The sequence below is a fragment of the Streptomyces sp. JHA26 genome, assembly GCF_002005565.1.
Lineage (GTDB): Bacteria > Actinomycetota > Actinomycetes > Streptomycetales > Streptomycetaceae > Streptomyces.
Genome location: NZ_BDJC01000002.1, coordinates 60,144 through 74,186, shown reverse-complemented (window position 1 = coordinate 74,186; position 14,043 = coordinate 60,144). Strand labels below are relative to the sequence as shown.

General features: G+C 72.5%; 7 protein-coding genes and 2 pseudogenes. 4 read left to right on the top strand and 5 right to left on the bottom strand.

Annotation, left to right across the window (positions count from 1 at the left end):
* Positions 1 to 39: 39 nt before the first annotated feature.
* The 4 genes and pseudogenes from JHAT_RS01665 to JHAT_RS01650 all read right to left on the bottom strand — a co-directional run bounded on the left by JHAT_RS01665 (position 40) and on the right by JHAT_RS01650 (position 4,438).
* Positions 40 to 873, bottom strand: a complete 834-nt coding sequence (locus JHAT_RS01665; RefSeq protein ID WP_077796196.1) for a PIG-L family deacetylase — start codon at positions 871 to 873, stop codon at positions 40 to 42.
* A 260-nt stretch (positions 874 to 1,133) separates the two neighbouring features.
* A pseudogene (locus JHAT_RS01660) lies at positions 1,134 to 1,709 on the bottom strand (BBE domain-containing protein); the annotation flags it as partial.
* A 308-nt stretch (positions 1,710 to 2,017) separates the two neighbouring features.
* Complete coding sequence (locus JHAT_RS01655; RefSeq protein ID WP_077796195.1) at positions 2,018 to 3,145, bottom strand: serine hydrolase; 1,128 nt, start codon at positions 3,143 to 3,145, stop codon at positions 2,018 to 2,020.
* Between the two features lie 237 nt (positions 3,146 to 3,382).
* Entirely contained in the window at positions 3,383 to 4,438 is a 1,056-nt protein-coding gene (locus JHAT_RS01650; RefSeq protein WP_077796194.1) for a CdaR family transcriptional regulator, read from the bottom strand.
* A gap of 261 nt (positions 4,439 to 4,699) precedes the next feature.
* On the opposite strand from JHAT_RS01650, the gene JHAT_RS01645 reads away from it, so the two are divergent.
* Positions 4,700 to 6,733, top strand: a complete 2,034-nt coding sequence (locus JHAT_RS01645) for an SPFH domain-containing protein (RefSeq protein WP_077796193.1) — start codon at positions 4,700 to 4,702, stop codon at positions 6,731 to 6,733.
* A 90-nt stretch (positions 6,734 to 6,823) separates the two neighbouring features.
* A complete protein-coding gene (locus JHAT_RS01640; protein ID WP_077796192.1) occupies positions 6,824 to 11,719 on the top strand; it encodes a DNA repair ATPase in 4,896 nt (1,631 codons plus the stop codon).
* Positions 11,720 to 11,921: 202 nt separating this feature from the next.
* On the opposite strand, the pseudogene JHAT_RS01635 reads toward JHAT_RS01640, so the two are convergent.
* Positions 11,922 to 12,119, bottom strand: a pseudogene (locus JHAT_RS01635) (IS1380 family transposase); the annotation flags it as partial.
* 141 nt (positions 12,120 to 12,260) lie between these two features.
* Between JHAT_RS01635 and JHAT_RS01630 the strand changes: the two are divergent.
* Positions 12,261 to 13,073: a phytanoyl-CoA dioxygenase family protein gene (locus JHAT_RS01630; protein ID WP_077796191.1), complete on the top strand. Its 813-nt coding sequence runs from the start codon at positions 12,261 to 12,263 to the stop codon at positions 13,071 to 13,073.
* A 64-nt stretch (positions 13,074 to 13,137) separates the two neighbouring features.
* Complete coding sequence (locus JHAT_RS01625; RefSeq protein ID WP_077796190.1) at positions 13,138 to 14,004, top strand: AraC family transcriptional regulator; 867 nt, start codon at positions 13,138 to 13,140, stop codon at positions 14,002 to 14,004.
* Positions 14,005 to 14,043: the final 39 nt, after the last annotated feature.

The following is a 14,043-nucleotide window of genomic DNA, read 5'->3' as shown; positions in this document are numbered from 1 at the left end:
CCTCCCCGGAGCGGGAGGGTGACGCGCCGGGTGAGCGGATCAGCGCAGTCCGGCGAAGAGGTCGTTCTCGGGTACGGCCGCGCCGGTGGCGTCCCGGACGCGCACGAAGGTCTCCATGCCCATCAGCTCGCCGAACCTCTCCTTGCCCATCCTGAGGAAGAAGATGTTCTCGCCCTGACTGGCGTGCGCGGCCAGCGCGTCGAACTTCTGGCCGCTGAACGCGGTGGTGTCCACCCACGTGGTGATCTCGTCGTCGGGGAGGCCGATCTCGGCCATCGCGGCGGCCTCGGCGGGGTCCGGCTCCGGCATGTCCGGCTGGAACTCGCGCATGAGCTCGCCGAACCGCTGCATCGCCGAGCGGGGCACCGTGGTCCAGTACACCTTCGGCGTCAGCGTGGTCATCCGCAGCGCCGCCATCGTGATGCGGTGGGCCTGGATGTGGTCGGGGTGGCCGTAGAAGCCGTTCTCGTCGTAGGTGACGACCACATCGGGCCGGTAGTGCCGCATGAGCTCCGCGAGCCGGGCCGCGCCCTCCTCCACGGGGGTCCGCCAGAAGGATCCCGGGGCGTCGTTGCTCGGCCAGCCCGCCATCCCGGAGTCGGCGTAGTCCAGCATCTCCAGATCGCTGATCTTCAGGACCTCGCAGCTCGCCTCCAGTTCCTGACGGCGCATCCGTGCGACGGCCGCCGGGTCGTGCCCGGGGTCGCCGGGTTTGACACCCCCCGGTCCGTCACCGCAACCGCCGTCGGTACACGTCACGAGGACGGTGCGGATGCCCTCCGCGGCGTACCGCGCGAGGACCCCTCCGGTTCCGGTGGCCTCGTCGTCGGGGTGGGCGTGCACCGCCATGAGCGTCAAGGGACGGTCGGTCATCAAGCAGTCCTCCTGCAGAAGTACGTCTCGGTCCGCGCCACGGCGGGCGCACCGCGATCCCGGGGTCCGGGGCCCGGGGCACGGGTCCCGTCGGGTCGGACGACCGTGCGGTCTCCGGGCTCCGCCCGTGCGGCACCGGCCCCCCGGTCGGTGCAACAGCCCGGGCCGGAGCCCCTGTTCCCGGCGCGGCCGCACGTCTCGGCGCCAGGACGGCCCGGCCGCTCGGCCGTCGAGCGCGGCCGAGCGGCCAGGAGCCTCCGTCAGGCGGCTGCCGGAGCGATGTTCTGGTTGTGGCGGAAGAAGTTGTCCGGGTCGTAGGTGCGCTTCACCCGGGCCAGGCGGTCGTAGTGCCCTCGGTAGGTGGCGCGGACCCGGTCCTGGCCCTCGTCCGCGCCGATGAAGTTCACGTACGCGCCGCCCATCGAGTACGGGTGCAGCTCGCTCCAGTAGTCCACGCACCAGCTCCGGACCAGGTCCGCCTCGGCCGGCTCCGGGCTGATGCCGCCGATCACGCCGGACCAGACGGCGTCCCGGTACGTCCACGCCGTGTCGTCCGCACCCGCGCGGGATCCCGCCGCGTCGACGGGGTACAGGTGCATCGTCGACAGGTCGGTCGGGAGGGCCTCCAGGTACTTCGCGTGCACGTCGATCGCGCCGTCCGGTACCGCGTCGAACAGGTCACCCCGCCAGTACCACTGCAGCCCCTTCGGGATGAGGTGGTCGAACAGCGACTGGAGTGCCGGGAACGGGACCGGCGCGGTGAAGTGGAAGGCCGAGGGCGCCGGTTCGTCCACCACGGCGAACGCCTCGGCCAGGCGCTCCTCGTCCGCCGTCACCCAGCCGGCGCCCGGGATGCGAGATCCACGTCCTCGACCGTGCCACCGATTCCAGTCTCCCCCTGCCGACCAGGCCCTGCACTCCGCACGTCCGGCGCGCTTTCCGCCGAGCGCTCGAGGACGCCGAGGGCGTCAACGCCGGCAAGCGGTCCCGGCCCGTGATCCGGACCGGCGCCGCGGTCGTGGACGGCATCACCGCGCGCCCCTCGCCCGTGGAGCGGGCACAGGACGCCGCGATGCCTTCCCCTGACGCGCGAGGGCGTCCTCGATACGGACGCGCCCGACTCGAAGGGGGGCGTCCCCGTCGCTCAGGCGCCGCAGAACTCGGCGTCGACGACCCGCTGTTCGTGGACGTTCCAGTCGCCGTTGAAGTTCACCGACAGCACGTGACGGCCGTCCGCCGTCGCCATGGTCTGCGAGATGGAGCCCTGGATGCCGCCGTTGTGCCCCCACACCTCGGTGCCGCACGCCAACGTCATCTTCATCAGCCCCAGGCCGTAGGCGAAGGTCGGCATGCCCTTGATCGGCACGGTCGTCATCATCTCCTTCAGCTGGGGCTCCTCCAGGAGCCGGCCGGAGAGCAGGGACCGGTAGAACCGGTTGAGGTCGCGGCTGTCGGAGATCACCTCTCCCGCGGCGCCCGCGAAGGAGGGGTTGAACTCGGTGACGTCGTAGGTCGCGCTGTCCGGGCCTCCCGGTCCGGCGAGCTCCCCGGTCAGCTTCGAGTAGGCGCGGCCGCTGGGCCCGGGGACGCGGGTGCGGGTGCCCGGCAGGCTGGTGGAGTCCAGGCGCAGGGGCCGGAGGATCCGCTGCTCGATCTCGTGGGCGTAGGAGTGGCCGGTGGCCCGCTGGATCACCATGGAGGCGATGACGTAGTTGGTGTCGGAGTAGCTCCAGTCGTCGCCGGGGGCGAAGACGGGCCGGTGGGTCATGGCGAGCCGGACGATCCGGCGGGGCGTCCAGGTGTCGTAGCGGTGCCGGAGGAAGTCGGTGCCGAACTCCCTCCGTTTGAAGTCCTCGTCGTCGGTGTAGCTGTAGATGCCGCTGGTGTGGTTGAGGAGCTGCCGCAGCCTGATCCCGCTGCCGTCGTTGCCGTTTCCCGTCACCAGACCCGGCAGCCAGTGGTCCACCGTGTCGTCCAGGCTCAGCTTTCCCTCGGCCTCCAGTTGGAGCATCACCGTGGCCACGAACGTCTTGGTGATCGAGCCGACCCGGAAGCGGTCGTCGGCCCGCGGTGTGCGGCCGGTCGCCAGGTCCGAGGTGCCCGCGCGTCCCGACCAGGTGGTGTGCCCCAGCTCGGCGAGCGCGATACCACCGGGCGATCCGTCCCGGACCACCGAGTCCAGGGCCGCCCGGGTGGCCGCGTGCCCGCCCCGCGCCGCCGACCCGTCCCCGGTGCTCCCGGCCGACGCGGGCAGGGTGAGACCGGCGGTCATCACGGCCGTCGCGACCGCCCCGACGGCGACGGTCCGCAGGCCGCGCTTTCCCCGCCTGCGGCCACCTCGGCCGGCCGAACGTGCCCCGGCTGCTGCATGCGCGTGTTCGTACACGAAAAGGCTCCCGATCGGTGGGCGGCGGCTGAACCGGGCCCAGTATTTTCGATCGGGGTCCGGTCCGGGATCCCGCCAACCACCTGCTTGCGGGTAGGGCTGCCCCCCGTACGCCGGTCCCGGTCAGAGGTCCCTGGCCGGCCAGTCGAGCAGCCGGGCGCCGATCACCGCGGTCTGCAGCATGTAGCGGTGTGCGGGGTCGGCGGGGTTGGTGCCGGTGAGCTGGTGGATGCGCTCCAGGCGGTAGGTCATGGCCCGCACGCTGAGGGAGAGGCGGCGCGCGGCCTCGGCGGCGACGCAGCCCGAGTCGAAGTAGGCGGTGAGCGTGTCGAGGAGCGGCTGGGCGCCCCCGCGGGCCGCGGTGAGCGGGCTGAGGACGCCGAGGACGAGGTCGGCCATGGCCTGCCGGTCGCGGGTCAGGACGGGGTAGACGAGGAGGTCGGCGGCGCGCAGTACCGGGTCGTCCAGGCCCAGCCGCTCCGCCAGTTCCAGGGTGTTCAGCGCTTCCTCGTAGGACTGGACGACTCCGCCGGGACCGGGTTGCGGGCGGCCGATGGCGACCGTGCCGCCGTCGGTGGCGGCGTGCGCCTGCTTCGCGAAGTAGGGGAGGACCTCGTCCTCGTGGCCGGGGGCGACGCACAGCAGCCGGCCGTCCTTCGTGGTGAGCAGGACGTTGCGGTTGCCGAAGCGGGCCAGGAGCGCCTGCTCCACCTGCCGGGCGACCGGCGCGCCCTCCTCGTAGGCCACCGGGCCTTCCGCGACGGCGACGGCGTGGGCGTGGGACAGGCGCAGCCCGAAGCGTTCGGCGCGCTCGGCGAGGCGGCCCAGGTCGCTGCGGCCGTAGAGCAGGTCGTCGATGAACTCCCGGCGCGCGGCCTCCTCCTGGCGCACGGCGAGGCGCTGGGCGCGTTCGTACCCCTCGGCGAAGGCGTCCACGGCCTGTTGCACGGCGGCCAGGGTGCCGTCGAGCGAGCCGGGGCTCTGCGCGCGGACGGCGCGTGCGGCGGCCAGGTGGGCGCTGACGAGGGACCGCAGCCCGTACCCCGCCTCCGCCGCCTGCTCGCCCAGGGCGCGCCGGGACTCGAGCTCCTCCCGGGTGAGGCGGCGGCCTGTGCCGGAGGCCTCGGCCAGGATGCGGGCGTAGCCGTCCAGGTACTGCTCGGGAATGTCCCGCCCCATCGCGCCGCCCCCCAGGATCTTGACGCGCCGATGACGTTTCCCCAGTGGGTCACCGGCATGCAGACCCTAGTGAACACTGCCGGAAACCGGCAATGCGCGGGCGTGCACCGGTCGCCCATCATGACCCGCGGGGAGCACTGCTGAGGGTCCCGGTGCCGGGCACCGGCAGGTGCCCCGGCACCGGAACCCGCGGCGAAGCAGTGCACCGTCCACTGACGCGCGCCTGTTTCGTCGACCGCTTCTGCCTCAAGGACGTATGCCATGACTGTCATCGGCGTGCTCGCAGCCGCCTCCCTCCTCGTCGTCGCCGTCGTACTGCTGGTCGTCTCCCGGCTGTTCCGCAAGGTGGAGCAGGGCAAGGCGCTCATCGTCTCCAAGATGCGCAAGGTCGACGTGACCTTCACCGGGCAGGTCGTGCTGCCGGTGCTGCACAAGGCCGAGGTGATGGACATCTCGGTGAAGACGATCGAGATCACCCGGGCCGGCAAGGAGGGGCTGATCTGCCGGGACAACATCCGCGCCGACATCCGCATCTCGTTCTTCGTCAAGGTCAACAAGACGGTGGAGGACGTCATCAAGGTCGCCCAGGCCGTCGGCACCCAGCGGGCGAGCGACCAGCGGACGCTGCAGGAGCTGTTCCACGCGAAGTTCTCCGAGGCGCTGAAGACCGTCGGCAAGCAGATGGACTTCACCGATCTCTACACCCAGCGTGAGGAACTCCGCTACAAGATCATCGAGTTGATCGGCGTCGACCTCAACGGCTACCACCTGGAGGACGCGGCGATCGACTACCTGGAGCAGACGCCGCTCACCCAGCTGGACCCGGCCAACGTGCTCGACGCCCAGGGCATCCGGAAGATCACCGAGCTGACGACGATCGAGCACGTGCGCACCAACGAGTTCCAGCGCACCGAGGAGAAGGAGATCACCCGGCAGAACGTCGACGCCCGCGAAGCCATCCTGGAGCTGGAGCGGCGCCAGGCGGACGCCGAGATCAAGCAGCGCCGGGAGATCGAGACCTCCCGCGCCCGCGAGGAGGCCGAGACCGCGCGGGTGGTGGAGGAGGAGCGGCTGCGCGCCCAGTCCGCCTTCCTGCGGACCGAGGAACAGCTCGGCGTGCAGCGGGAGAACCAGTCCCGTGAGGTCGCCGTCGCCGCCAAGAACCGCGAGCGGGTCATCGCCGTCGAGAACGAGCGGATCGAGAAGGACCGCCTGCTGGAGGTCATCGCACGCGACAGGGAGACCCAGCTGACCCGGATCGCCGCCGAGAAGGAGGTCGAGGCGGAGAAGCGGGAGATCGCCGAGGTCATCCGCGAGCGGGTCGCCGTGGACCGCACGGTCGCCGAGCAGGAGGAGGCCATCAAGAAGCTGCGCGCCGTGGAGGAGGCCGAGCGGCAGCGGCAGGCCGTGGTCATCGCCGCGGAGGCCGAGGCGCAGGAGAAGCTGGTCAAGGACATCAAGGCCGCCGAGGCCGCCGAGCAGGCCGCCACCCACCGCGCCGCCGAGGAACTGACCCTCGCCGAGGCCCGGCTGAAGACCGCCGACCTCGACGCGCAGGCCAAGCTGAAGCTCGCCGAGGGCGTGCAGGCCGAGTCCGCCGCCGAGGGACTGGCCGCCGTGCAGGTCCGCGACAAGGAGGCGGAGGTCATCGAGAAGACCGGCCGCGCCGAGGCCGAGGCGGCCCAGGCCCGGCTGCGCGCGGAGGCCGAGGGCGTACGGGCCAAGGCCCTCGCCGAAGCGGAGGCGATCGGCGAGAAGCTCAAGGCGGAGGCCGCCGGTCTCACCGAGAAGGCCGCAGCGATGGCCGCCCTCGACGAGGCGTCCCGCGGGCACGAGGAGTACCGGCTGCGGCTGGAGGCGGAGAAGGCCGTCCGGCTGGCCGGACTGGACGCGCAGCGCCAGGTCGCCGAGGCGCAGGCCACGGTGCTCGCCACCGGTCTGGAGAACGCCGACATCAACATCGTCGGCGGCGACTCGGTCTTCTTCGACAAGCTGGTCGGCTCGATCGCGCTCGGCAAGGGCGTCGACGCGTTCGTCCAGCACTCCGAGACCGCGCGGACGCTGGCCGGGCCCTGGCTGGACGGCACGTCGAGCTTCACCGACGACCTCGGCCGCATCCTCGGCTCGGTCTCCACGGCCGACGTGCAGAACCTCACCGTCTCGGCCCTGCTGATGCGGCTGATGAAGTCGGGCGGCACGAACGCCGGGCACCTCCAGCAGCTCCTCGACAAGGCGGGCGAACTCGGCCTCGCCGACACCCCGCTCACCGCCCTCAACGGCACGGCGAGGGTCTGACCAGGCCAGGCGGTGCCGGAACTGCCGCGCAGGGGACGGCAGTTCCGGCACCACCCGCTCCCGCCACCTCCGCGAAGGGATGAACCGTCCATGGCCACCGCCCTGGAGACCGGTGCGTACGACGCCGTAGACGCCGGCACCTACGAGGTGCTGCGCGACCGGCTCACCGCGCAGGCCGGCGAACTCGCCCGCCGTGCCGAACTCCTCGACGCCCGCCGCGTCGAGGAGTTCGGCACGGCACGGCTGGAACTGGCCGGCACCCGGCGCCTGCGTACGGAACACGCGTGCGTGCCGCGTGACGTCGTGGCCGTCGGGGACGCCCTGCTCGTCGGCGCCACTGGTCGGCCCGGCCCGCGCCCGCGGACGGCGGTCGCCGACGTGTTCGCCCTGTACGACCGCGACCTGAACCGCCTGCCCGGGACGGCCGTACCGGGACTGCTGGACGACCCCGCCTTCGAGCGGGAGTTCGCGGACCTGCACCGCTACTACCGGCAGGCCCGCCTGCTCCGGCTGCGCCGGGTCGAGGGCAGGCTGCTGGCGGTCTTCCGCACCGGCGAGAAGGCCGACGACATCCGCGTGCTGCGCTGGTCCCTGGACGAGGCCGGCCGGCCGGCGTTCCTGGACGCGCGCGGCGAACGCGACGACACCTTCCCGCCCTCCCACGACTTCACCTGGACCGAGGCGACCCGCGAGGACCACGTCCCGGGCCGCCACCCGCACGTCTCCGTCCTGGACGAGCTGTACGTCTCCGCCGTCGGCGGCACGCTGACCGTCAAGCTGGAGAACGACACCGAGACGGGCGAGGGCATCCACCACGAACCGGTGGACGAGCCGCTCCAGGCGCTCGCCGACGCGGACGTCGCCCACGCGCGCGTGGGCGCCCTCATCCTGCTGCGCGTACGGCCGTACAAGGAGGACGCCCACCGGTACCTGGTGTTCAACACCCTCACCAAGACGGTCGTCCGCCTGGACGGCGTCGGGCAGGCGTGCCGCCGCCTGCCCGACGACCAGGGCATCGTGTTCCCCGGCGGCTACTACCTGGTCACCGGCGCCCACAAGACCTACGAGACCGACGCGAGCGGCCTGGAGTTCGAGCGGGAGATCCGCTCGCCCAACGGCGAGGACGTGCTGTACGCGTTCCACGCCCGCGGGGAGAGCCGCGGGCTGCTGCTGTCGCACAACACCATCCGCAAGGAGTTCGCCACCCCGCTTCCCTGCCGCGGCTGGGCCCTGTTCGACGACGGCACCTTCGCGGTGCTGCGCGCCGAGGGCGAGGAACCGGCACAGGTGCACCCGGTGCAGCTGTGGAACTCGCCCTACGCCTCCGACGCCCACGTCGCCACCGCCCCCACCGGGAGCGGCGCCCTGGGGCGCGTGGGCAACGCCGACCTGGTGCGGGGCATCTCCGCCTGCCTGTCCGTCGCGGGCCTGGCGCGGGAGGACATCTCGACGAGCGAGGGCTACCGGGCACTGGCCACCGCCTGTGTGCGCGCCGCCGACGCCCACCACTGGCTGGCCGAGGACGACCTGGGCGACCTGCTGGACGCCCTGGACGCGGTCCGCGGGACGGCCGAGCAGGTGGTGGCCGAGTCCGAGACCGTGCGCGCGCTGACCCGGCGGGCCGCCGACGCCGTGGACGAGGCCGCCGAGCGGGTCGCCTCCGTCGTCCGCCGCCTGCGCGGTGAGGCACCGAAGGAGGCCGCGGCCTGGGTGCGGGGGCTGACCGAGCTGCGGCACGCCCACGGCCACCTGCTGACCCTCAAGGAGATGCGGTACGCGGACGGCGCCCGCATCGACGCCCTCGCCGCCGACGCGGAGGCCGACCTGGCCGCTCTCGGGCAGCGGGCCGTGGTCCTCCTGGCCCGCGAGGACGCCTTCGCGAGCCAGCAGAGGGACGTCGAGGAGCTCGTCACCGACGCCGAGGCCCTCACCACCGTCGCCGAGGGGGCCCCGGTGGCCGCCAGGCTGGACGCACTCGGCGACGCCCTCCGGACGGTCACGGACGTCGTCGCCGCCCTGGACACGGGCGACGCCACCGTCCGCACGTCCGTCCTGGAGCGCATCGCCGGGGTGCTGGCCGGCGTCAACCGGGCCCGTGCCACCCTCGACGCCCGCCGCCGCGCACTGGCCGACCGCGAAGGCCGGGCCGAGTTCGCCGCCGAGAGCGCGCTGCTCGGGCAGGCCGTCACCGCGGCCCTCGCCGCCGCGGACACCCCGCAGGCGTGCGACGACCAGCTCGCCCGGCTCCTGAGCAGACTGGAGGACCTGGAGTCCCGCTTCGCGGAGTCCGACGACTTCCTCGGCGCGCTCGCCGACAAGCGCACCGAGGTCTACGACGCCTTCGCCGCCCGCAAGCAGTCCCTCACCGACGCCCGCGCCCGCCGCGCCGAGCGACTCGCCGCCTCGGCCGACCGCATCCTGGAGACGATCGGCCGACGCTGCGCCGCCCTCGCCGACACCGACGCGATCGCCACCTTCTTCGCCTCCGACCCCATGGTGACCAAGGTCCGCCGCACCGCCGACGACCTGCGCGTCCTCGGCGAGAGCGGACGGGCCGAGGAACTCGACGGCCGCCTGAAGTCCGCCCGCCAGGAAGCCGGCCGCGCCCTGCGCGACCGCACCGACCTGTACGCCGACGACGGCCGCACCCTCCGCCTGGGCGCCCACCGCTTCGCCGTCAACACCCAGCCCCTCGACCTCACCCTGCTCCCGGACGGCGACGGCCTCGCCTTCGCGGTCACCGGCACCGACTACCGCGCCCCGGTCACCGATCCCGGCTTCGCGGCCACGCGCGCGTACTGGCACCGCACGCTGCCCTCGGAGTCACCAGAGGTCTACCGCGCCGAGTACCTGGCCGCCCGCCTGCTGCGCGCACACGGCCCGGCCGCCCTCGCGGCGGCCGAAGACCTCCCGGACCTGGTACGCACAGCGGCACGGGAGGCGTACGACGAGGGCTACGAGACCGGCGTCCACGACCACGACGCGACGCTCGTCCTCACCGCGCTCCTGCCCCTGTACGAGGGGGCCGGTGCCCTGCGCCACGAACCCGCCGCCCGCGCCGCCGCCCAGCTCTTCTGGACCCACGGCACCACCTCCGGGACACGCCAGACCTGGACCAGGCGCGCACGCTCACTGGCCCGCGCCCGGGACACGTTCGGGCTCGCACCCGCGATCGCCGACCTGGAACGGGAGCTGGCGGAGGAGATCGGCGGGGAGCACGCGGAGGCCGCCGCCTCCTACCTCTTCGAGGAGCTGACGACCGCCCCCGACGGCTTCGTCCTCAACGCGAGCACCCGCACCCTGCTGGACAGCTTCCGCCGCACGGCCGGAACGAGCGCCTACGCCGACGACCTGACCGCACTCGACGACCTCGCGGCCCGCCGCCAACTGGCCGAGGCGTGGCTGTCCTCGTACGCGGCGGCCACCGGCACGGAGGTCGCCCCGGGCGATCTGGCCGAGGCCGTGGCGGCCGAACTCTGCCCGGACCTGCCGCGCTACGACGGCGACGCCCCGCTCACGACGACGGTCCAGGGCCTGCTGGGCACGCACCCCCGCATCACCGACCGCCGACTGTCCCTGCGTCTGGACGAGTTCCTCGCCCGAACGGCACGCTTCGCGGAGCAGGAGGTGCCCGCCCACCGCGCCTACCAGCAGCGGCGCACCGCCCTCGTGGCCGCCGAACGCGCCCGCCTGCGCCTGGACGGCCACCGCCCCCGCGTCATGTCCTCCTTCGTCCGCAACCGGCTCGTGGACGAGGTCTACCTGCCGCTCATCGGCGACAGCCTGGCCAAGCAGCTGGGCACCACGGGCGACACCAGGCGCACCGACACCGGCGGCCTGCTGCTCCTCCTCTCCCCACCCGGCTACGGCAAGACGACCCTCATGGAGTACGTGGCCGACCGCCTCGGCCTGATGCTGGTGAAGGTCAGCGGCCCGGCGCTCGGCCACGCGGTCACCTCGCTGGACCCCGCCGAGGCCCCGAACGCCACCGCCCGCCAGGAGGTGGAGAAGATCAACTTCGCGCTGGAGGCGGGCAACAACACCCTCCTCCACCTGGACGACATCCAGCACACCTCACCGGAACTGCTCCAGAAGTTCATCCCGCTGTGCGACGCCACCCGCCGCATCGACGGCGTCCGCGACGGCGAACCGCGCACCTACGACCTGCGCGGCAAGCGGTTCGCGGTCTGCATGGCCGGCAACCCGTACACCGAGTCCGGCAGCCGCTTCCGGGTGCCGGACATGCTCGCCAACCGTGCCGACGTGTGGAACCTCGGCGACGTCCTGACCGGCAAGCAGGACCACTTCGCCCTGAGCTTCATCGAGAACGCGCTCACCGCGAACCCCGTCCTCGCCCCGCTCGCCGCCCGCGACCGCGCCGACCTCGACCTGCTGGTCCGCCTCGCCCAGGGCGATCCGACAGCCGGAGCCGACCGGCTGACCCACCCGTACGCGCCTGCCGAGCTGGAGCGGATCCTGGCGGTCCTGCGGCACCTGCTGACCGTCCGGGAGACGGTCCTGGCGGTCAACGCGGCCTACATCGCCTCGGCCGCCCGGTCGGACGCGACCCGCACCGAACCGCCCTTCCAGCTCCAGGGCTCCTACCGGAACATGAACAAGATCGCCCAGCGCGTCCGGCCGGTCATGAACGACACCGAGCTGACGGCCCTGATCGACGACCACTACCGGGCCGAGGCCCAGACCCTGACGACGGGCGCCGAGACCAACCTGCTGAAACTGGCCGAACTGCGCGGCACCCTCACCGCCGACCAGGCGGCCCGCTGGGCGGAGGTGAAGGCGGCGTACGTCCGTGCCCGGACCCTCGGCGGCCCGGAGGACGACCCCCTCACGCGAGCCGTGGCGGCACTCGGACTCCTCGCGGACCGGATCACGGCCGTCGAGACGGCCATCACGCGCGCGGCGGACCCACGTCACCTGCTCGCCCACCCGAACACCCGGTACACGGCCGAGCGGAGACAGCCGTGAGGGCGTACGCCAGCCACCCCGTATCCAACCGTGTGACACGTGCACGAAGGGGACACAAGGGAGCGATCCGGCCACCATGGCCTGCCACTCGCCAGTACGGCCACAACTCATCACAGGTGGGCTCGACCAGCGGCCGCATCATCGATCAACGCCCCGACTTTCTGCTGAAGTGTCGGTAACCGTCGACGTCGGTCATCGTCCAAACGTGCTCATGGATCGCCTCGGTGACCGTCATGCCGACCGAGTAGGACAGCCATCGTCCTCGCCTGACGAGCCAGGACACGAAGTCGTGGGTGCCGCCGGCGGAGTCCGTGTGGATCAGCGTCCGCCGGCCTCGCCGGTAGCGCTTGGGCAGCTGTGCCAGGGCGAGCCGGGCGGTGGTGATGTGGTCGGTGGTCGAGCACCTGGCCGTGCAGCTCGGCACCGAGGACCCGTCGGTGGCCAAGCGGTACGCGGAGCGACGTCAGTCCGGTGATCACCCGACAGAGGCGGTGCGGGGAATGTCGGGTGATCGGGACAGGTGTCGCTCCACGCTGGGGGCATGGACGACACGACCTTGGTATCCCGTTTCCTCCGCGACGGCTTCGTGAAGTTGGAGGGCGCTGTCGCGCCGCGCGTGGCCGCACACTGCGCGCGGCTGCTGTGGCGGGAGACGGGCTGCGACCCGGACGACCCGTCGACGTGGACGCAGCCCGTGCACTGGGTGGCCGACATGGCGCAGGGGCCGTTCGCCGCCGCGCCCAACTCCCCGTCCCTGCACCGCGCGTACGACCTGCTCGTCGGCGCGGGACGCTGGGAGCCGCGCTACTCGCTGGGCACGTTCCCGCTGCGCTTCCCGCACGAGGAGGAGCCGGACGACGCGGGCTGGCACATCGAGGGGAGCTATCTGCCGGAGGGCGAGAGCTGGTACTTCACCAATCTGCGCTCCCAGGGCCGGGCGCTGCTGATGCTGTTCCTGTTCAGCGAGGTCGGTGAACAGGACGCCCCGACCCGGATCCGGGTCGGCTCGCACCTCGACGTGCCGAAGGTCCTTGAGAAGTACGGGGAGGACGGGGCGAGCGGGCTGACCCTCGCCCCCGATCTGGTGGCGGCGTCCGACCACCGGCCACTCGCCCTTGCGACCGGGTCCCCGGGCGACGTCTTCCTGTGCCATCCGTTCCTGGTGCACGCGGCGCAACCGCACCATGGGGTGCGGCCGCGCTTCATGGCGCAGCCGCCGCTGATGCCGGCGGCACCGTACGAACTGGAGCGGGCCGACGGCGCGTACTCACCCGTGGAGATCGCGATCCGCCGCGGCCTGGGACAGGACACCCCCGGTCCGGACGGAGACGGCACCGACCGCAGCGCCGGATAGACATGCTTCACGACCATCACCGGCAAGGTGATCGTGAGAAGCGGAAAGAGAAGGGAGGCCGGGCATGCTGGAGCGGCTGAACCAGGCCATGGAGCACATCGAGGGCCGTCTCGACCAGGACCTCGACGTGGAGGAACTGGCACGCATCGCGGCCACCTCGGAGCACCACCTGCGCCGGATGTTCTCCGCGCTCGCGGGAATGCCGCTGTCGGAGTACGTCCGGCGCCGCCGGCTCACCCTCGCGGGCGCCGAGGTGCTCGCGGGACGTGAGACGCTGCTGGAGATCGCTGTGCGCTACGGCTACGGCTCCGGCGAGGCGTTCGCGCGGGCGTTCCGTGCCATGCACGGCATCGGACCCGGCGAGGCCCGGCGTACCGGCGCCGCGCTCACCTCCCAGTCCCGGATGGCCTTCCGCCTCACCGTTGAGGGGAGCAGCAGTATGCGGTACCGCGTTGTGGACAAGGCGGACTTCACCGTCGTCGGGCTCAAGACCCGGGTACCGCTGGTGCATGCGGGGCCGAACCAGGCGATCATGGACTTTGTCCGTGGGATCGACCCGCGGACCCTGGAGCGCCTGGAGAAGCTCTCGGACCAGGAGCCGCACGGCATCGTCTCGGTCTGCGACGACATGGACCCCAGCCGCGCCGAGGGCACCGTCCTCGACTACCACCACGGCGTGATCACCTCCGCGGCCGCTCCGGAGGGCACGACCACGTTGGCGGTCCCGGCCGGCACCTGGGCGGTCTTCACCACCTCCGGGCCGGCGCCGCACGCCATCCAGGAGCTGTGGCGGGACGTGTTCACCGAGTGGTTCCCGTCGAACCCGTACCGCACCCGCACCGGCCCTGAGATCCTGCGCACCCGCCTGTCGCCGCAGAAGACCGAGGTCGACGCCGAACTGTGGCTGGCCGTGGAGCCTGAGCACTGCTGAGCACTGCGGCAATCCCCCGGGCAGGCGTGTGCGAGCGAT

Bases quoted from the DNA above. Each gene is read 5' to 3' on its own strand.
- JHAT_RS01640 (WP_077796192.1), top strand. From the start codon at position 6,824: ATGGCCACCGCCCTGGAGACCGGTGCGTACGACGCCGTAGACGCCGGC.
- JHAT_RS01625 (WP_077796190.1), top strand. From the start codon at position 13,138: ATGCTGGAGCGGCTGAACCAGGCCATGGAGCACATCGAGGGCCGTCTC.
- JHAT_RS01650 (WP_077796194.1), bottom strand. From the start codon at position 4,438: ATGGGGCGGGACATTCCCGAGCAGTACCTGGACGGCTACGCCCGCATC.
- JHAT_RS01665 (WP_077796196.1), bottom strand. From the start codon at position 873: ATGACCGACCGTCCCTTGACGCTCATGGCGGTGCACGCCCACCCCGAC.
- JHAT_RS01645 (WP_077796193.1), top strand. From the start codon at position 4,700: ATGACTGTCATCGGCGTGCTCGCAGCCGCCTCCCTCCTCGTCGTCGCC.
- JHAT_RS01655 (WP_077796195.1), bottom strand. From the start codon at position 3,145: ATGACCGCCGGTCTCACCCTGCCCGCGTCGGCCGGGAGCACCGGGGAC.
- JHAT_RS01630 (WP_077796191.1), top strand. From the start codon at position 12,261: ATGGACGACACGACCTTGGTATCCCGTTTCCTCCGCGACGGCTTCGTG.